18 protein-coding genes are annotated in these 18,961 nt (G+C 64.1%); 10 read left to right on the top strand and 8 right to left on the bottom strand.

The window, feature by feature from the left end; translation table 11 throughout:
• The first annotated feature begins 780 nt into the window (after positions 1-780).
• Together L2I41_RS06670 and L2I41_RS06665 are read left to right on the top strand one after the other, a co-directional pair.
• Positions 781-1,662: a hypothetical protein gene (locus L2I41_RS06670; protein ID WP_237152738.1), complete on the top strand. Its 882-nt coding sequence runs from the start codon at positions 781-783 to the stop codon at positions 1,660-1,662.
• Positions 1,652-2,974, top strand: coding sequence for an AbiJ-related protein (locus L2I41_RS06665; RefSeq protein ID WP_237152737.1), 1,323 nt, complete (start codon positions 1,652-1,654; stop codon positions 2,972-2,974). Before L2I41_RS06670 ends, L2I41_RS06665 begins: the two co-directional genes overlap by 11 nt.
• Before the next feature lie 325 nt (positions 2,975-3,299).
• On the opposite strand, the gene L2I41_RS06660 is transcribed toward L2I41_RS06665, so the two are convergent.
• The 3 genes from L2I41_RS06660 to L2I41_RS06650 all read right to left on the bottom strand — a co-directional run bounded on the left by L2I41_RS06660 (position 3,300) and on the right by L2I41_RS06650 (position 5,791).
• Entirely contained in the window at positions 3,300-3,920 is a 621-nt protein-coding gene (locus L2I41_RS06660; RefSeq protein ID WP_237152736.1) for a 2,3-bisphosphoglycerate-dependent phosphoglycerate mutase, read from the bottom strand.
• Positions 3,921-3,967: 47 nt separating this feature from the next.
• Positions 3,968-4,780: a 4-hydroxy-tetrahydrodipicolinate reductase gene (gene dapB / locus L2I41_RS06655; RefSeq protein ID WP_237152735.1), complete on the bottom strand. Its 813-nt coding sequence runs from the start codon at positions 4,778-4,780 to the stop codon at positions 3,968-3,970.
• A 246-nt stretch (positions 4,781-5,026) separates the two neighbouring features.
• Positions 5,027-5,791 carry an alpha/beta hydrolase gene (locus tag L2I41_RS06650; RefSeq protein ID WP_237152734.1) on the bottom strand — a complete coding sequence of 255 codons (765 nt, stop codon included), beginning with the start codon at positions 5,789-5,791 and terminating at the stop codon, positions 5,027-5,029.
• 316 nt (positions 5,792-6,107) lie between these two features.
• On the opposite strand from L2I41_RS06650, the gene infC reads away from it, so the two are divergent.
• Positions 6,108-6,644, top strand: coding sequence for a translation initiation factor IF-3 (gene infC, locus L2I41_RS06645; RefSeq protein ID WP_237152804.1), 537 nt, complete (start codon positions 6,108-6,110; stop codon positions 6,642-6,644).
• A gap of 132 nt (positions 6,645-6,776) precedes the next feature.
• Here the strand turns inward: infC and L2I41_RS06640 are convergent, their stop codons facing one another.
• The gene (locus tag L2I41_RS06640; RefSeq protein ID WP_237152733.1) at positions 6,777-8,072 is read right to left on the bottom strand and encodes a reprolysin-like metallopeptidase; all 1,296 of its coding nucleotides are present in this window, start codon (positions 8,070-8,072) and stop codon (positions 6,777-6,779) included.
• A 367-nt stretch (positions 8,073-8,439) separates the two neighbouring features.
• Here L2I41_RS06640 and rpmI point away from each other — a divergent pair, with 367 nt between their 5' ends.
• Together rpmI and rplT are read left to right on the top strand one after the other, a co-directional pair.
• Positions 8,440-8,640, top strand: a complete 201-nt coding sequence (gene rpmI, locus L2I41_RS06635; RefSeq protein WP_237152731.1) for a 50S ribosomal protein L35 — start codon at positions 8,440-8,442, stop codon at positions 8,638-8,640.
• Positions 8,641-8,682: 42 nt separating this feature from the next.
• A complete protein-coding gene (rplT, locus tag L2I41_RS06630) occupies positions 8,683-9,045 on the top strand; it encodes a 50S ribosomal protein L20 (RefSeq protein ID WP_237152730.1) in 363 nt (120 codons plus the stop codon).
• Positions 9,046-9,063: 18 nt separating this feature from the next.
• Here the strand turns inward: rplT and L2I41_RS06625 are convergent, their stop codons facing one another.
• Positions 9,064-9,213 (bottom strand): hypothetical protein, encoded by a 150-nt coding sequence (locus L2I41_RS06625; RefSeq protein WP_237152729.1) that lies wholly within the window; start codon positions 9,211-9,213, stop codon positions 9,064-9,066.
• Here L2I41_RS06625 and pheS point away from each other — a divergent pair.
• The 3 genes from pheS to pheT all read left to right on the top strand — a co-directional run bounded on the left by pheS (position 9,203) and on the right by pheT (position 13,410).
• Entirely contained in the window at positions 9,203-10,285 is a 1,083-nt protein-coding gene (gene pheS, locus L2I41_RS06620) for a phenylalanine--tRNA ligase subunit alpha (RefSeq protein WP_237152728.1), read from the top strand. The two genes, L2I41_RS06625 and pheS, sit on opposite strands and share 11 nt — an antisense overlap.
• 117 nt (positions 10,286-10,402) lie before the next feature.
• Complete coding sequence (locus L2I41_RS06615; RefSeq protein WP_237152727.1) at positions 10,403-10,834, top strand: endonuclease domain-containing protein; 432 nt, start codon at positions 10,403-10,405, stop codon at positions 10,832-10,834.
• Between the two features lie 158 nt (positions 10,835-10,992).
• Positions 10,993-13,410, top strand: a complete 2,418-nt coding sequence (pheT, locus tag L2I41_RS06610; RefSeq protein ID WP_237152726.1) for a phenylalanine--tRNA ligase subunit beta — start codon at positions 10,993-10,995, stop codon at positions 13,408-13,410.
• A gap of 73 nt (positions 13,411-13,483) precedes the next feature.
• Here pheT and mepA read toward each other — a convergent pair whose 3' ends face one another.
• The gene (gene mepA / locus L2I41_RS06605) at positions 13,484-14,350 is read right to left on the bottom strand and encodes a penicillin-insensitive murein endopeptidase (protein WP_237152725.1); all 867 of its coding nucleotides are present in this window, start codon (positions 14,348-14,350) and stop codon (positions 13,484-13,486) included.
• Between the two features lie 125 nt (positions 14,351-14,475).
• Entirely contained in the window at positions 14,476-16,356 is a 1,881-nt protein-coding gene (locus L2I41_RS06600; RefSeq protein ID WP_237152724.1) for a hypothetical protein, read from the bottom strand.
• Positions 16,357-16,503: 147 nt separating this feature from the next.
• Between L2I41_RS06600 and L2I41_RS06595 the strand changes: the two genes are divergently transcribed.
• Together L2I41_RS06595 and L2I41_RS06590 are read left to right on the top strand one after the other, a co-directional pair.
• Positions 16,504-17,574: a glycosyltransferase gene (locus L2I41_RS06595; protein WP_237152723.1), complete on the top strand. Its 1,071-nt coding sequence runs from the start codon at positions 16,504-16,506 to the stop codon at positions 17,572-17,574.
• Positions 17,574-17,978, top strand: coding sequence for a GtrA family protein (locus tag L2I41_RS06590; protein WP_237152722.1), 405 nt, complete (start codon positions 17,574-17,576; stop codon positions 17,976-17,978). The genes L2I41_RS06595 and L2I41_RS06590 overlap by 1 nt, the downstream gene beginning before the upstream one ends.
• On the opposite strand, the gene olsB is transcribed toward L2I41_RS06590, so the two are convergent.
• Positions 17,966-18,799, bottom strand: a complete 834-nt coding sequence (gene olsB, locus L2I41_RS06585) for a l-ornithine N(alpha)-acyltransferase (RefSeq protein ID WP_237152803.1) — start codon at positions 18,797-18,799, stop codon at positions 17,966-17,968. The two genes, L2I41_RS06590 and olsB, sit on opposite strands and share 13 nt — an antisense overlap.
• Positions 18,800-18,961: the final 162 nt, after the last annotated feature.

Raw genomic sequence — 18,961 nt, 5'->3', positions numbered from 1 at the left:
AGCTTTGCTTTCGTCATCTCCCCACGCAATGCGGGGACGGGAGCGCGGCGGGGCCGCGGTAAGGTTTGGAGTAGGATAGCGGTCGCCCGCGCTCCCGTCCGGTGTGTACGAAGCCTGTCCGGGAGCTCGCGCCCCCGATTTTAAACGGTACGTCTTCAGGGCTGTCCCGGCTTTGGTCTGCATCCCCGAGGGGACACCTCCCGAACCACCGTCTGCCGCAACGCCCTGGGGGCGCGCGGGGAAAGACGTTGGCCCATCGGCCGGAGCCGGGCGGTCCCGGTTACGTAAGGACGGGCTGCGTGACTCATCGCCATCAGTGCCGCCTCCGTCGCTCTGGACCCACCCGACACCCCTATCGCCCTCCTGCTTCAGGGCACCCCGTCGTAGTGCGGGGCAGTGGTACCGAGGTCAGGCTCGCCCGGGACTGCCGCCAGTCGGCAGGCGCGGGACCGGTCCCCGGCCAGATGCTCGGTGCTGGATCCTGACACCTCCCCGCCGGCCGCGGATGAGGGGGAGTGTAAGGGTGGTGGGAGCGAGGGGGATAAGATTTCTTGTGGGCCAGGGGGCACGCAGCGAACTTACATACTCATGGGCCGGACAGGTATGACTGTTTTGAGCCCCGTTTCAGTCGTTCAGTGTGAATTGTCCATCGCGTAAAAGCTGACGGTCCTCATCTTCGGCAGAAACGTTGGGATGAAAGACTGTCCGTCCGGTGCTATAAAGCAACTGCGGCAAAGGAGCTATAGTCTTTGCTAATTAGCAAAATATCATTGGTGAAAAATGTCGACCTATTTTACGGATCGTGAATATGGAACACGGCCTCCAACAATAGATGTCATCGATGAGCGCTTGTCGGCTGGCCTCTACAGTTTGATACAGATGGGAATTGGCAACGGCTCATTTGGCCTGCGCTTTCCGGAACAGTGTCCCGACGGAAAGGGGCCGTGCGGGTGTGACGATCAGGCCTTCCGCCAGGTGCTGGGCGCCGAGGTGCCGTGGATCGAATGGCCACTCTCCCCGAGTAGAGTGCCTGACACGCCGGTGATCCTCGATCTGCTCGAGTTCTGCGCCAGCGCCGTGGGTGAGCCATTTCAGGGCGCTTATCATTCATACTACCGTCACCATCACTTGAGTTGGGATCGAGACGCCGGCCTCGCGCGATTTATGGCGGACGTGAACCTCCTATTTCGCCGGAATGCCGTCGCCTATGAGCTCACAGCGACCGGACAGGCCCAACGCGTTCTTCCGCAGGCGATCGCCAATACTATTGGATGGGCCTTGTTTCACACCGGCAATGCGGAGACCGACGGGCTACTTGAAGCCGCACGACAGCGAATTCTCTCGCCAAAGCCCGACGATCGCCGCGATGCGCTGGAAAAGCTGTGGGATGCGCTTGAGCGGCTGAAGACGCTGGAGCCGGGGGCCAACAAGCGCGTGCAGGCCGATGCATTGCTCGATCGTGTCGCCGCGCCGGGCTCCGGTTTTCGCCAAGCGCTCGGGCGCGAAGCCGTTGAACTGACCAGAATCGGGAATAGCTTTCGCATTCGTCATTCTGAGACGACGCAGGAAGCGCTGACCTCTCTCGATCAGGTCGACTACCTTTTCTCCCGCATGTTCGCATTCGTGCGCGTGATCCTGAAGGGAACAAACCGTGACGGCTGACCTCTATGGGCTCGTCGCCGGCCTCCTTCAGGGCATGAGCCACGCACAGCTCAGCGAGGAGCCACTGCGGGTCGCAGGGCTGGTCGTACCCTTCGAGGAGAGCTTGTCAAAGCGGCAGCGTATCGAACAAGCGCTGGCGAACCTGACGCAGGAGCAATTGGCGCAGCTTGCGCTGAAATTTGGTGAGGATCGTCGCGACATCGCCCTCGATGAAGCGGGCCACAAGGTACTCGAGGCAAACGACCCGCCTCTAACTCACATTACACGACGAGACGTCGCGCGCGCCCTCGGAGATGATCTCGCCGGTGAGCGCGGCACAGTGGAAGTCGTGGGGCGCCATTTCGTCCTTTCCACACCGATTGACGATTTCCTCGGAAGCCGCGGACAAAGCCTGCGCGACCAAATCGACCGGCATATGGATCGGCATCCGGGCGATTGGTCGGTAGAACAGCTATTCGGTGAAATCGGCGCCTTTGATTGCTCCAAAGCCAGGTTCGGTGCATTGCTCGAAGAAGCCGTTCATCCGCTTTCCCGGTCAGGGGACGATCAGGCGGGAACGGTCATCGCCCTCAACAAGATTCTCGTGCGCGACGGATACGAACTCGTGCCGGAAGGCGAGCTTTCCGGTCACCCCATCTTCGGCTTCCGTCCTGTCGTGCGTGGTGTCGGCGGTCGGCCCAAGAATTTGATCTTTGCCTCGCGAGGACCGAAGCCGGAGATCGGCTTTGCCGACGCGATCAACAACGACATCGTCATTCTGTCTGGCGAAGAGAGTTGCCTGGTCTACGACCGGCCGATCGGCGCGAGCGGTCTTCTGTGGTCGGAGCTCGTTTCCTGGTGGGGTGAGGTTGCGTCGGGGGGTGATGCAGCGAAACTTGGAGCTCGTCTCCAGGAATCCCTGGCCTCGGACGCCGAGCACAAGCTTTTCGCGACCTACTTCAAAGCCTACCGGTCCGCCCTCGGCGAGGCGCTGCCCGCGCTCCTGCCGCAGGTTTACCTTCACTATGATCCTGCCGTGGTGAAAACCCTGCGCCATCGGCTTCCGCTACCGCGTCAGCGAATGGACTTCCTGATGCTGCTTCCCAACCGTCAGCGCATCGTGATCGAGGTCGACGGCAAGCATCACTTCTCGGAAAACGACCTTCCGTCATTGAAGGTCTATGCCGACATGGTGTCGGCCGACCGCGAGCTGCGCCTTGCCGGATACGAGGTCTATCGGTTCGGCGCAAATGAACTGGTCGGTGACGGCACCGAGGCGAGGATCACGGATTTCTTCGACAAACTTTTTCGTCTGCACCGCATTCGACCATGAAGGTGTTTCATAAGGCTCTCTATTCGCTTCAGGCGCCTTTGCAGCCCATGACAGCTTCTCCAGTCGTTAACCCGAAACCTACCAGTCCCCTTCCAGCCCCAAATCGGACTTTCGACCAGCGAAAAGGCTAAAACTCGCGGTCACAACTAGATGCGTTGTTAGAGACGCATTTTGCTTTGTTTCCAGCCTTACAGAAGGTGACAGTTACCGCTACGCGGAAACAGTCACCGACCTTCCTCGCCCCTACCTTCCCCCCAAACGCAAACCGCCCCGGCTCGTTTCCGAACCGGGGCGGCTATCGCATTCATCCAACCCGTCACGCCGATCAGGCGGCCAGAACCTTCTTGCTCCCCACCGAGCCGTCGGCGTTCAGCTCGTAGACGATGGGTTCGCCGGTGTTGAGTTCGCGGGCGACGATTTCGTCGCCGGTGAGCTTTTCCAGATCCATGATGATGGAGCGCAGCGAGTTGCCGTGGGCGGCGACGAGGACGGTTTCGCCTTTCAGGACGCGCGGCAGGATCTGGGCCTTGAAATAGGGCAGCGTGCGCTCGGCGGTGTTGAGCAGGCTTTCACCGCCCGGAGGGGGAATGTCGAAGGAGCGGCGCCAGATGTGGACCTGCTCCTCGCCCCACTTGGCGCGGGCGTCGTCCTTGTTGAGGCCGGTGAGCTCGCCATAGTCGCGCTCGTTGAGGGCCTGGTCGCGGATGGTCTCGAGGTCCGACTGGCCAACCTCGCCGAGGATCAGGCGGCAGGTGTGCTGGGCGCGGGTGAGCGCCGAGGTATAGGCGATGTCGAACTTGAGGCCGAGGCCGGCAAGGCGCGTGCCGGCAGCGGTGGCTTCCTTGACGCCCTGGGCCGTCAGATCGGGGTCCTTCCAGCCGGTGAAGAGGTTCAAAAGGTTCCACTCGGACTGGCCGTGGCGGACAAGGACGAGAGTGCGGCTCATGGGGGAGGTCTCCAGCTTTTGAGTCAGCGTTAGGGGTTCAGTTCAAATCAGTCATTGAGGCCAAGGACGTCGGCCATGGTGAAGCGGCCGGGCTTGCGGCCGCGCGCCCAGAGGGCGGCGCGCACCGCACCCTTGGCAAAGAGGGAACGGTCTTCGGCAATGTGCCGCAGTTCGATACGCTCGCCGGCGCCGGCAAACATCACCGTATGATCCCCGACCACCGAACCGCCGCGCAAGGTGGCAAAGCCCACGGTGCCCTCGACGCGGGCGCCGGTGTGGCCATCGCGGCTGCGGACGGACTTGTCCTTGAGGTCGATGTTGCGACCGCGCGCCACCGCCTCACCGAGCAGGAGCGCGGTGCCGGAGGGCGCATCGACCTTGAGGCGGTGATGCATTTCGAGGATTTCGGCGTCGAAATCGGGGCCAAGGGCGCGGGCGGCGCGCTCGACCAGGGTGGCGAGCAGGTTGACGCCGACGCTCATGTTGCCCGACTTGACGATGGTGGCATGGCGCGCGGCCGCATCGATGGCCGCCTCGTCGGCCTCCGAGCAGCCGGTGGTGCCGATGACGTGGACGATGCGCGCCTGGGCGGCCAGTTCGGCAAAATGCAGCGTGGCGGCCGGAGCGGTGAAGTCGAGGATGCCCTCGGCGTCGACGACGGCCTTGAGGGCATCGGTGGTGACGGGCACGCCGAGCTCGCCGACGCCGGCGAGAAGGCCGGCATCCTGTCCGATGGCCGCGGCGCCGTCCCGGTCGATGGCGGCGTGCAGACGCACGCCCGGCGTTTCGGCGACGGTGCGGATGAGGGTCCGGCCCATGCGGCCGCCGGCACCGGTGACCACGAGCTTCATGTCGGTCATGTCTCTTCCCCAGATGCGATACCAATTCGCCCAAGATGCTGACGCATCGGCTCATTGTAAACATTTCGAATGTCTCGATTGCGTTGGGGGCTCGAGACATTCGAAAGCGGACCACCAGGCCTCATCTTTCGATGACGCCTGGCATGAGAACGTTCACACGCACGGGCGTCCTATAGCATGCCTGCGCTGAGTGATAATCCATTGGCGTCAAAGCGCACGCTGGAAAAAACGCGTATGAGAACATTTTCAGGATTCCGCGCTTTGCACCATGCGATCGATGCTGGCGAGCATCAGCGTGAGGTCGTCCGGGCGCGACAGGCGATGGTCGCCGCCCTTGACGAGGGTGAGCGTGACGTCGTCCTCGGCGAGGCGGCTGACCAGCAGGTGGGCATGCGCCGGCGGCACGGAGCGGTCGTCGGTTCCCTGCAGGATGTGCACGGGCACGCCGAGCCGCAGCGGCGCATCGAGCAGCAGGCAGCTGCGGGCGTCGTCGAAGAAAGCTTGCGACAGGCGGGTCGGATCAGAGCCGTAGTCGTCGGGCAGGGTGATCTCGCCGGTCTCCGCCAGCGTGTGGCGCATGGCGCCGGAGAGGGACGGCAGCATCAGGCGCTCTGTGAAATCGGGCGCCGGCGCGATCAGCACAAGCCCCTTGAGGCCGGGGAGCCCACGGTGGGCCAGCAGCAGCGAGATCCAGCCGCCCATGGAGGAGCCGATCAGGATCTTGTCGCCAGGGGCTTCGGCATCGATCACGGCACGCGCCTCGGCAGCCCAGCGGCTGATGCGGCCGGCGGAGAAGGGGCCGTCGGAAATGCCGTGGCCGGAATAGTCGAAGCGGACGACGGGACGGCCGGTGGCCCGACCGTGCGCGGCCAGAGCCTCGGCCTTGGAGCCGGTCATGTCCGAGCGGAAGCCGCCGAGCCAGACCAGGGAGGGACCGGCACCGGTCTCAGCGAGACCGGCGATCTTGCGCCCGTCGTCGGGCATTTCAAGGCTGAAGGACCGCGAGGTCATCCGTTGGAGGCTCCCTTTGGCATGGCTGCGCCGGTCGTGGTGGCGCCTGCCGCTTTCTTTAGACCAAAGCGCGCGCAAATAAACAGCGTAGACCTTGACTTTTGCTCGCAACACAACGATTTTCGGGCCGTCGTTCCCGATCGGTTTGCCCGCGTCGTTTGCCACGCGCACCGGGAAGGAGACGACAGGCCGCCGGTGTGCCGCGCTCTCCGTCAGCAAGTTCGCGTGATTGTCTGGTCGAACAATGTCTGTTCGGGGACGTCATGCCTTTTTGACACCCGGGGCCCAAGGATCAATATCAGAGGAGTTGAAAGCCATTCGCCGTCCGTTTCGAGCCGCAGCGCCCACCAAGGAAGGTCCGCGCATCAATCGTGAAATCCGTGTCCCGCAGGTACAGCTGATCGGCGATAGTGGTGAGAACCTCGGCGTTGTCACTATCAACGACGCGCTGGCAGCGGCCGCTGAAGCCGGTCTCGATCTCGTGGAGATCTCTCCGAACTCGACGCCGCCGGTCTGCAAGATCCTGGATTTCGGTAAGTACAAGTACGAAGCCCAGAAGAAGGCTTCCGAAGCGCGCAAGAACCAGAAGATCGTCGAGATCAAGGAAGTCAAGCTTCGGCCGAATATCGACACGCATGACTACGAAGTGAAGATGAAGAGCATGCTTCGCTTCTTCGAGGAAGGCGACAAGGTCAAGGTGACCCTGCGCTTCCGTGGTCGCGAAATGGCCCACCAGGACCTCGGCTACAAGCTTCTGCTTCAGGTGAAGGAAGAGACCGCTGCCATCGCCAAGGTGGAGAGCGATCCGCGCCTTGAAGGCCGCCAGATGGTCATGGTGCTGGCGCCCAAGTGAGCGCCGGCGCCTGGAGCATCCGCCGATCATGCTGAAACTACATGATCCGTGAGTGCTCAAGTGATGCAAAAAGCCCCGGAGCCACATGGCTGCCGGGGTTTTTGGTTTTAACGGACTATGGTCGGCGGACGGTCAGTAGTAGGCAGCGATCTTGGCTGCGTTTTGCTGGATGTAGCGGGCATTGTCGGCCGCGTCGCCGTTACCTGCCGCGCTGCCGATGGCCTTGCCGGCATAGCGGATGCGCGGGGTGGAGAAATAGGGCACGCGGGCGCAGGAGAAGCCCTTGACCTGACAGGCATTGTCATAGGCCATGATGGTGCGCAGCCGCGCCTGCAGGTTGACATAGCCGTAGCCATAGGCGGATGCGGGCGCCTTGGGCGACACGTAGCGATCATGCAAGGCGCCGAGATTGTGACCGGCCTCGTGCGCGAGCGTGTTGTAGCTGACGCAGCTCGCTGTCACCACGGAGGTGCCATAGGTGGCAACCGACGGTCCAACCCAGCCGAGGCCGCAATATTCCTGACGACTGACGAAGAGCGAGACGAGATCGGCCTTCAGCGACTTGCGCGCAGCGCCGAGGCTGGCGAAGGGCGCGGTGACGTTGGTGAGATCCTCGAGCACCTGATTGTAGCTTGCCGCCGCGCGGTCGGAATATCCGCTCACGGCGCGGACGCCGACCAGCGAGAAGCGGACATTCATTTTGGAGTTGGCGAAGGCGGTGTTGGCCATGGAGACGGCGAGATTGGCCTGCGCGTTGATTCTGGACGCCGTCTTGTAGGCCGCCAGCACCTCCGGCGTATAGCCGATCAGAACCGTGACGGTGGTGATCCCCTGCACCGTTCCGCCGGTGGACGTCTTGTTGGGGACGAAGGGCGTCATGGGGGCGTTGAGGATCTTGTCTTCCTTCATGCCCTCGAGATCGAGGCGGGCGATGCGGTGCAAACGCGCCGAGCCGTCGACCGGATCGATGGAGTAAGTCATGCCCTTGTAGTTGACGAGGCCGGACACCTTGCCGCCGACAACGACGAGATCAGCCGCGCCGAAGCCGTCGTCGGTCGGCGTGCCGGACCAGGCGTAGCCGCCGCCATAGGCTTCGGCGACGTCGCGCCGCTTGAGCTTGACCGTCGTGCCGGGGAAGAGGGTCAGGCTGGCATAGCCTGAGGTCAGTGCCTTGGCCGCCGCGGCGCGTCCGCTCTTGTCGTCCATGCCAGCCGGGACAAGCGTCGCCGCGAGATAGTCAGGATCAATGGCAACGACGCGCTCGGCCACGGCATGATCGACCTTGGCACTGGCGACGGAGGCGGCGCTCGAGGCCTTGCTGCCGGCATCGGTGAAGAGGTCGCCGGCAAAGGCGCTCGCCGTCCACAGGCCGGACGAGAGCCAGAGCAAGGCGGCGACGGACCGGAGGAGCGGCTTCAGCGCAAACATGACACCCTCGTTGACGAAACAGCAATCAATCGGGCAGAGCCTAGACGCGCGGATGCAACCGGACGGTCAAGCAAACCGCTAAAATTGAAGGCAACGGCGCATTCGCGGCAGTTGAAGCGCAAAAAAGCAGAGTCCTGCCTTGCCTTTGCGTCCTGTCTCGGCTAAAAGCCCGAGCACTTCAGGTCGCCCGGCGTGGAGATGGCTTGCCATGTCCAAGGGCATGCCGTGGCGATCTTGCAAGCTCAACCCGGACAATCGGACCGGACGGACGGCCCTCGCGGCCTGATGCCGGTTTGTTTTTCCGAAAATCAAGATACCCGGGATCACGGCCTCGGCCGATTTCCCGCCAACCTCGGAAACGAGCAAAATGCCCAAGATGAAGACGAAGTCAGGCGCAAAGAAGCGCTTCAAGGTGACCGCCTCGGGTCATGTCAAGGCTGGCCAGGCTGGCAAGCGTCACGGCATGATCAAGCGGACGACCAAGTTCATCCGTCAGGCCCGCGGCACGACCGTGCTGAGCGAGCCGGATGCGATCATCATCAAGAAGAACTTCCTGCCCTACGCTTGATCCGCGCGATCAGACAGGCACTCAATTTCAGGAGACTGACACATGGCGCGCGTTAAGCGGGGCGTTACGTCCCATGCCAAGCACAAGAAGGTTCTCGAGGCCGCCAAGGGCTATCGGGGCCGTCGCAAGAATACCATCAAGACGGCGAAGGCCGCTGTCGATCGCGCGATGCAGTATGCGACGCGTGACCGTCGCGCCAAGAAGCGCAACTTCCGCGCTCTGTGGATCCAGCGCATCAACGCCGCTGTCCGTGATGTGACCGGTGGCGAGCTGACCTATGCCCGCTTCATCGATCTCATGGCCAAGGCCGGTATTGCGATCGACCGCAAGGTGCTGTCCGACCTCGCCATCAGCGAGCCGGCATCGTTTAAGGCCATCGTCGAGAAGGCCCAGGCCGCTGCTTGATGCAATGGTCTAGGCCGATCACCGATCGGCCGCTGATGAAAGTTGGGGCGGCGCACGATCGGTGCGTCGCCCCTTTTTCGTTTCCGGCGTGGCATTTGCGGCAAAATCGCGATAGAACCCGCCGGTCTTTTTCTTCACCAAAGTCAGAACAGGCGTCATGTCCGACATTCTCGACCTCGAAGCCTCGATCCTCCGCGAGATCGACGCCGCTGCCGACGAGGCGGCGCTGGAAACGGTGCGCGTTGCCGCGCTCGGCAAGCAGGGCTCCCTCTCGGCGCTGCTGAAGACGCTCGGCTCGCTGCCGCCGGAGGACCGCAAGTCCTATGGCGCGGCTGTCAACGAAACGCGCGATCGCGTCACTTCGGCTCTCTCCACGCGCAAGTCGGTGCTGAAGGCCGCCGCCCTGGAGGCCCGCCTGAAGCGCGAGACGGTGGACATCACGCTCTCCGGCCGCACCGACCCGCTGACCGCCGGTCGCATCCACCCGGTGAGCCAGGTGATCGACGAGATCACCGCCATCTTCGCCGACATGGGCTTCTCGGTGGCGGAAGGTCCCGACATCGAGACGGACCACTATAACTTCACCTCGCTGAACTTCCCGGCCGACCATCCGGCTCGCGAGATGCACGACACCTTCTTCTTCAATCCGAAGGAAGATGGCTCGCGCCTGTTGCTGCGCACCCACACCTCGCCGGTGCAGGTGCGGACCATGGAAGCGCAGAAGCCGCCGATCCGCATCATTGCGCCGGGCCGCACCTATCGCTGCGACAGCGACGCCACGCATACGCCGATGTTCCATCAGGTCGAAGGTCTGGTGATCGACAGGACGAGCCATTTCGGCCATCTCAAGTGGATCCTCGAGGAGTTCCTCAAGGCCTTCTTCGAGGTGGATGAAGTGAAGACGCGCTTCCGCCCGTCCTTCTTCCCCTTCACCGAACCGTCCATGGAAGTGGACGTGGGCTGCAAGCGCTCGGGGGGCGAGATCCGCATCGGCGAGGGCGACGACTGGCTGGAGATCCTCGGCTGCGGCATGGTGCATCCCAATGTCATCCGCGCCGTCGGCCTCGATCCGGACGAGTTCCAGGGCTTTGCCTGGGGCATGGGCATCGACCGCATCGCCATGCTGAAATATGGCATGCCCGACCTGCGCGCCTTCTTCGACGCCGACGTGCGCTGGCTGAACCACTACGGTTTCCGCCCGCTGGACCTGCCGAGCCTGTTCGGGGGACTTTCGAGCTGAAGATTGTTCGGCACCCCTGCTTGCAGGTGATGCTTGGAATCAAGACGCGCCCTCTCCCCCCTTGCGGGGGAGAGTTGGAGAGAGGGGTATCAGCGAGACTGTGAAGGCACGATCGCCATGCCGCATCGCATTACTGCACCTCGAACAAGGGCACAGGCCAGACGTCTCAGACGAGACCAGACGAGTGCGGAAGACCGGCTTTGGGAAGAACTCAGAGCAAAGCGTTTTTTTGAATACAGGTTTCGCCGTCAAGTGCCGGTTGATGGCTACATCGCGGATTTCGTTTGTTTCGATGAGCGTTTGATCATTGAAGTGGACGGTCCGAGCCATCAATACCCGACGAATACACTCAGAGACCTGACAAGGTCGACCTATCTGGAGGGTGAAGGATTTCGCATTTTGCGGATTAGCAATGAGGACATATTTGAAGCGATGGAAGGTGTGCTGCATGCCATTGGCCAATACTTGCCTCGATATGTGTCCGATCTCGCTCCGCTCGAAACCCCTCTCCCTGTCCCTCCCCCGCAAGGGGGGAGGGAACGCAAATGAGGACTGTTGAGGACGGCACTGCAACCCGCAAGGCAATCCTCCACTAAATTGAGCGACCGCGCTTTTGGCTCTATCCACGGAGCGACGCGGGGATGCCACAGACTTCACCGGCTCAACGCCGCAGGACATATGCCTGACCCGGCAAAGGACGAGACAAAATGAAATTCACTCTCTCGTGGCTGAAAGACCACCTCGACACCGAAGCTTCGCTCGACGATGTGGTCGAGGCGCTGACCATGGTGGGGCTTGAGGTGGAAAGCGTCAGCGATCCCATGGCGCCGCTGAAGCCGTTCCGCATTGCCAGGATCGTCACGGCCGACAAGCATCCCAATGCCGACAAGCTGAAGCTTCTGGCGGTGGATGCCGGCGACGGCAATCTGGTGCAGGTGGTCTGCGGCGCGCCGAACGCGCGGGCCGGCCTCAAGGGCGTGTTCGCCCTGCCCGGCGTGACCATTCCGGTAAACGGGACCGTGCTGGAAGTCGGCACCATCCGTGGCGTCGAGAGCCGGGGCATGATGTGCTCGGAGCGCGAACTTCTGCTGTCGGACGAGCACAACGGCATCATCGAGCTGCCCGAGGATGCACCGCTCGGCATGTCTTTTGCCGACTATCGAGGCGGGTCGGACCCGGTGATCGACATTTCCATCACCCCCAACCGTCCGGACTGCCTGGGCGTGCGCGGCGTGGCGCGCGATCTGGCGGCGCGCGGGCTTGGCCGTCTCAAGGCCGATCCGCTGAAGCCGGCGGTCGCGAAATTCGCCTCGCCGACAGCCATTGAGTTGCGGTTCGACGGCGACACGTCGCCCTGTCCGGTGTTCGCCGGCCGGGTGGTGAAAGGCGTCAAGAACGGTCCGTCGCCGCAATGGCTGCAGGACCGGCTGAAGGCCATCGGCCTCAGGCCCATCAACGCGCTGGTCGACATCACCAATTACATCACCTACGACCGCGGCCGGCCGCTGCATGTCTATGACGCCGACAAGGTCACGGGCCCGATCCACGCGCGCCTCGGCAAGAGCGGCGAGAGCCTCGCGGCGCTCGACGGCAAGACCTATGCGATCGACGAGACCATGTGCGTCATCGCCGACGACAGCGGCGTGCTCGGCCTCGGCGGCGTCATGGGGGGCGAGACCTCGGGCTCGTCGGAGAACACGGTCAACGTGTTGATCGAGAGCGCCTATTTCGATCCGAATCGTACGGCGCGCACCGGTCGCAAGCTCGGTCTCAACTCCGACGCCCGCTATCGCTTCGAACGCGGCATCGATCCCGCCTTCGTGGTGGCCGGCCTCGAGCTGGCGACGCAGATGGTGATCGATCTGTGCGGCGGTGAAGCCTCCGAACTGGTGGTGGCCGGCAAGGAGCCGCTGCGCAATCTCGTCATCGACTTCCCGCTGCATGAGGTGAAGCGTCTGTCGGGCTTGACGCTCAGCGAGGGCGCCATCACCACGACGCTGGAAGCGCTGGGCTTCGGCGTGCAGGGCCTTGGCGAGACGCGCGAAGTGTCGGTGCCGTCCTGGCGTCCGGACGTGCATGGCAAGGCCGATCTCGTGGAGGAAGTGGTGCGCATCGCCGGGCTCGACCAGGTGAAGCCGACGCCGCTGCCGCGCCTTGCCTCGGTGGGTGCCAAGGTGCTGACGCCGCTGCAGATCCGCACCCGCCGCGCCAAGCGCGCGCTGGCGACGCGCGGTCTCGTGGAGGCCGTGACCTGGTCCTTCGTGTCGGAGGCCCAGGCGACTGCCTTCGGCGGTGGGGCTGCGGCAGTGCGGCTTGCCAATCCGATCTCGGCGGACATGAGCGACATGCGCCCCTCGCTGATCCCCGGCCTTGCCGCGGCGGTACAGCGCAACGTGGACCGCGGCCTCTCGAACATCGCCATCTTCGAGGTGGGACAGGTGTTCGCCGGCGACCGGCCGCAGGACCAGACCATCGTGGCGACCGCCGTGCGTCAGGGTACGGCCACCATCGACGGCTCCGGCCGTCATTGGTCAGGCAATGCCAAGGCCGTTTCGGTCCATGACGCCAAGGCCGATGCCGTGGCGCTGCTGGAGGCGCTCGGCTTCGACACGTCGAAGGCACAGATCACGCGCAATGCGCCGGCCTGGTTCCATCCGGGGCGCTCGGGCACCATCCAGCTGGGACCGCAGACCGTGCTCGGCCATTTCGGCGAACTGCACCCCGCCGTGCTCGAAGCGCTGAAGGTGGACGGGCCGCTGGTGGCCATGGAGATCACGCTCGACCGCATTCCGGTGGGCAAGGCCAAGGCGTCCAAGGCCAAGCCGGCGCTGAACCTGTCGGCCTTCATGCCGGTGAGCCGTGACTTCGCCTTCGTGGTCGACGACGGCGTGGAAGCAGGCAAGATCGTCAAGGCGGCGCTTGGCGCCGACAAGAAGCTGATCGCCGACGCGCGCGTGTTCGACGTCTATCGCGGCGAGCATGTGGAGCCAGGCAAGAAGTCGCTCGCCATCGAGGTGACGCTGTCGCCCGCCGACAAGACGCTGACCGACGAGGACATCGAGACGGTGAGCAAGGCGATCGTCGCCGCCGTGGCCAAGGCGACCGGGGCGGTCCTCAGAGGCTGAGGCTGTTGCCGTCCATATCAAACAGATCGGGGGCCCAAGTGGCCCCCGTTTCATGTTCAGATGCTCGGCCCGCTCACGGCATCAAGGCGACCTGGCTGCACTCGGGCGGCAGGTCCTTCAGCGTGATGGGGGGCGGCGGAGGCGTGGGCTTCACCGGCTTCGTCGGCTTGGGCGGCGGTGCGTACCAGCTCTGAAGTTCGGCGCCGCAGCCATCCCCCTTGGGAGGCGGATCCTGCTCGCGGCAGTTGGGCGAATCCTTCGGGCAGGCAATGCGCACGTGGAAGTGAAAGTCGTGGCCCCACCAGGGACGCACCTTGGTGAGCCAGGCGCGATTGCCGGTGGCTTCTTCACAGAGCGCCTTCTTGATGGCGCGATTGACGAAGATGCGCTCGACCTCGGGCTGCTGCGCCGCCAGCTTGATGATGTTGAACTGGGCGGGTGTGAACTTGGCGGGATCGACGGTCAGCGTGTCGGGCGCCAGCATGGAGACGGCGCTGAGTTTCTCGCGCTCGTCGGCGGAGAGCGTGCGGGGAGGCATCTGCGTCAGCCAGATGTCGGCGTCGAGGCCGATCTGGTGGCTGGCGTGACCGGTCAGCATCGGGCCGCCGCGCGGCTGGGCCATATCGCCGACCAGAAGGCCGTTCCAGCCGACCGCGGGCGCCTTGTTGGCCAGCTTTTCCAGGAAGTTCACCAGATAGGGATTGCCCCAGTTTCGATTGCGGCTGAGGCGCATCACCTGCCAGGTCGGGCCGTTGATCGGCAGTGCCACGGCACCGGCGAGGCAGCCCTTGGCATAGGTGCCGATGGAGCGGGCGGCGAGCGGAACGGGCTTGTCGAGTGCGCCGAAGATTTCCTTGGCCGGGCGATCACCGGCTTCCGTCGGCCCGGCCGTCACCAGCATGGCGAGGGCAAGGAGGGCGGCGCGAATGGGGGCATGCATGATCGATGGGCCTTTGCAGCGATACGGGAGCCATCGCCGAGCGGATCGGGTCAACCCGATCGACGGCAGCTCGGGCGCATCTTGCGCCGATCCGCATTAACGCTCGATTAACCAGAAGGCTTCGGTCAATCGAACAGGCTGTCGCGCAGGCCGAGGGCGGGGAGTGAGCCCGTGACGTCGGCAGAGCCTGCGGCGGCACCGCGCACGCGATAGACGGCAGTGCCGTCCGCCACCGTCAGCGGTTCGAGCCAGGCCGGTGCCTTGCCGGCGATCAGGGAGGCCGCGAGGCTGCTGGGGCTGTCCTTGGCAATCATCGTCAGCTCCGGATCGGACAAGCAGACGGCCAGATAGGTACCGCCGACGCTCGCCGTCTCCGCCGCGCCATCGGGCGAGGCGAAGATCGCCTGCGCGGCCAGGATACCGGCGGCATCCCGGTGATAGGGGGCCGAGAGGACGGCGTGTTCGGTGCGGTAGAGCAGGAATGAGCCGAAGTTGGAGGTGGAGACTACCAAGCCCTTGGGCAGGGTTTCCAGCGCGGTGCCCATCACGGCCTGGCAGCTGGCTTCGGCCTGGTCGACCGCACCGGGGCTCGTCTTGTTCATGAGCTTTTCGAGGGGGATGACCGCGATATACCACAGCATGGGCGCCGTCAGCAGCCAGCTCCAGCGGGAGAGAACGGCGCTGCTGTCGTTGCGGCCGGCTGTTCGCGAAAAGACAAGCGAGGCAGCGACCCCCACCGAGGCCGACGCGACCACCTGTGCGCCCACCAGCGCGCGCAACTGGATGAGGCCGATGGCCAGCGAGCCGACGACGATGGAGAGCACGATGCCATAGGCATAGCGTTCTTCGCCCGGCATGCGGCGCAGGGCGTTGAGGCTGAAGAGGATCGCAAGGAAGATCGTCAGATAGAGCGGCGGGATCAGCCAGGGCTGGTTGACCAGCGTCTGGGCGATGCTCTGCGCCTCCGACACGTGATCGAGCCAGATGGGACCGAGGCGCGGATCGACCTGACCATAGGGGCCGTGCAGGCAGGCGGGGTAGAAGACGGCGGTCAAGGTTATCAGCAGGCAGGCAAGGCTCGCCAGCGCGCCGCCGCGCATGAGCATGCCGGGCACGCCGTCATTGCGGCCACGGAACACCAGACCGATCACGGCGGTGCCAAAGCCGCCTAGGCCTGCCAGCATCACATAGACGATCGACAGATTATCGCAGGCGCCGGCCAGCCAGCGATCCGGGCCGACGTTGGCGAAGAAATGCACCGTGGTGACCACAGCCAGGCTGAGGCCGAAAGTGGCGAGGGCGCGGCGCCAACGGTCGCCATTGTGCACCCAGGCGATGGCAAGACCTCCGGCGGCCAGGACCACGGCCAGCAGCGTTTCCATGCCGATGGCAAGGCTGCTGGCGGCCATGGCACCAGCGAAAGCTGCCCAGCGAAGCGACAGGTCAGCCCGCACGAGACCGGCGAGCAACCAGACCAGCAGGATCGCCTGCACATTGTGATGATCGATATCGCCCGGCTTGAACAGTGCCGTCACCTGCGGCGACAGCGCCGTGAGCAGCAGGGCACAGCCGGCGGCGGTCCAGCCGCCGAAGCGGCGCGCCACGGCGATCACGCCGGCAGCGAAGGGCAGGAACAGGAAAGGCGGCCAGAGGTTCAGCGTCAGGAGCTCGGCCTGGCTGCGACCGACAAAGGGCTCGAGCGCGAGAATCATGCCGGCCAGCGGCGCGTCGATGTAGCGCGACCAATGGGAGATCATGCCGAGCGGCGGCATCAGCCGCGCCTCGTTCATGTTGTACCAGCCCTGCCCGGCCAGAAGCTCCCGCACCTCGGTCATGCGCATCATGGCATCGGGATCGCTCCAGCCATCGTGCACGCTGGCAAGCCAGGCGGGAACGGCCAGCAGAATGGCATAGCCAATCACCACCAGCGCGACCAGAAACGCCGGGGGCACATGGGGACGCGCAATTTCGAAGGCTTGAGGCAGGGCGGGTTGTTTCGAATTCATTGACCAAGACCGTAATCAGAACGCAGCACTATGCGGTCTCAAGGGCGGCATTAGCTTGGCCTTAACAGGATGGAGAAAAGGTAAAGGACATGCGGCGCATTCGCTGAAATGCGTGAATAATTCCGTGTACAAGAGGCGTCTCGTTCCATGTCCCTCGCGTCCCAATCCTCCTCGCCCTTCCCGGGCCTCGACATTGCCGTCGTGCTGCCCTGCTACAACGAGGGGGCCACCATCGCCAAGGTGGTGCAAGGCTTCGCCGCCGCGCTGCCGGGCGCCCGAATCGTGGTCTTCGACAATAATTCCAAGGACATGACCGCCGTCGAAGCAAGGCGCGCCGGCGCCGAGGTGATCCGCGAGACGCGACAGGGCAAGGGCAATGTGGTGCGGCGCATGTTCGCCGACATCGATGCGGACGTCTATGTGATGGCGGACGGCGACGGCACCTATGACCCGGCCGATGCGGTCGATCTGATCCGGGCCCTGGTTACCGAGCGCGTCGACATGGCGGTGGGCACGCGGCGCGACGTGACGCAGGACGCCGGGCGCAAGGGCCATGCCGTCGGCAATCTCCTGTTCAACCGTCTCTATCGCGGCCTGTTCGGGCCGGACTTTTCCGACATCTTCTCGGGCTATCGCGCCTTCACGCGCCGCTTCGTCAAGAGCTTCCCCGCCGTCTCCACCGGCTTCGAGATCGAGACGGAGATGAGCGTGCATGCGAGCCAGCTGCGCATTCCGATCATCGAGATTCCCCTGGACTATGGCCGGCGCGTCGAGGGCTCGGCCTCCAAGCTGCGCACCTTCCGCGACGGCTTCCGCATCCTGATGATGTTCATGATGCTGCTGAAGGAAACGCGACCGTCGGTGTTCTATGGCGCGCTGGCTGGCCTGTTCGCCAGTGCCGCCGTGCTGCTGTCGATCCCGCTGCTGATCACCTATGTGGAGACCGGTCTGGTGCCGCGTCTGCCCACCGCCGTGCTCTCCATGGGCCTGATGATCATCTCCGCGCTGTTCGGCACCATCGGCCTGGTGCTCGACAGCCTGGCGCGCTCGCGCGTCGAGCACAAGCGCATCCTGTTCCTCAATGTACCGGCACTCGACCGGCGCGGCCAGGACAGGGTCGAGGAGGATCTCGACGTGGACATTGCCGCGCTGAGAGCCATTGCCAAGCTGGCGCGGCGGGACGAAGACCGGCCAGCCGAGATCCGACAGGCGTCGTGATGTCGCTCGGCCGCATCATTCGCTTTGCCACCGTCGGCGGCACCGGTTTCGTTGTCGATGCCGGGATCACCGAAGCGTTGGTCTATCTGGGGCTGAGCCCGTATCTCGCCCGCGTTCTGGCCGTGGCTGCGGCCATTGCCGTGACCTATGCGCTGAACCGGCGCTTCACGTTCAAGACCGGGGCGTCGGACGCGCGCCGCGGCCGGGAGCGCGCGGCCTATCTCGCCGTGTCGCTCGCGTCCATAGCCCTCAATTACGCCGTCTATGCCGCAGCCATCTACCTGATCCCCGGCTTGCAGCCGGTGATCGGCGTGGCCTTCGGGTCCGGCGTTGCCATGTTCACCAATTACTTCGGCTACTCACGGCTCGTCTTTGCGCCTGCGGGACCCGGTCAGGCGGCGTAACGGCCCGCATCGGCGCCGTAGTGCTTGACGTAGCGGTCGGAAATGCGATCCACCGGCAGCACGATCAGCACGTCGGTGGTGCCGAATTGATGGTCGACCACAGCCCCGCGGCCGATCATGGCGCCAAGGCGCAGATAGCCCTTGATGAGCGGCGGCATTTCGGCGAGCGCCTTCTTCATGTCCACCGCCTCGATCGGCAGGCGGTTCATCGACGCAGCCCGCTCGGGGAGCGCTTCCACCAGCCATTCCGACGGAGCCGGCGCGTGGTGGTGCAGGAAGGACAGCGGCAGGGCCAGACGATCAAGATCGGTGCCCTCGAAGGACGCGCAGCCCATCATGGCGTCGACGCCATGCTTGAGCGCATAGGCCCAGATGCCGTGCCAGAGTAGTTCGACGGTGCGCTTGGTGCGATAGGGCTTCAGCACGCAGGAGCGTCCGAGTTCCAGAAAGTTGAAACCGTGGTGACGCTCCAGCATGGGGGCGATGTCGAACTCGCCGGCGGTGTAGAAGCCCTTGTGCGCCTCGGCCACTTCCTGGCGCAGCAGGCGATAGGTGCCGACGATGCGCGGGCGCGCCTTGCGGAAGGGGCGGATCTCGATCTCGTCATGGTCGAGCACCAGCAGATGATCGCAATACTTGTCGAAACCGTCCTTGTCGCGCCGGCGCAGAAGCGTCTTGGCGTCGGCGATGGCGCCCATCTCCTCATAGAAGACCTTGTAACGCAGAGCCTGGGCCGCGCGGATCTCGGACTTGGAGACGGCAAGACGCACTTCCAGTGCGCCGATGCGACCGAGCGGCTCCTTCATCCTGGAGCGCTTCATCGGCGCAAAGGCTTGCGTCAGAGCGGTAGCGGAAGTCTGGATCAGGGACATGCGGCTTTCTCACCTTGCCAGTCGTGTTCGGTAAACGCAATGTGACAGGGTATTTCGGCAGCTACATGTCGGTGCAATGACAGCTGCGTGACGGTCCGGCTTCTGTTCGGT

It is taken from the genome of Oryzibacter oryziterrae, assembly GCF_021864535.1.
GTDB lineage: Bacteria > Pseudomonadota > Alphaproteobacteria > Rhizobiales > Pleomorphomonadaceae > Pleomorphomonas > Pleomorphomonas oryziterrae.
Note: the sequence above shows the minus strand (reverse complement) of the source record. Positions and strands in the feature narration are given on the sequence as shown.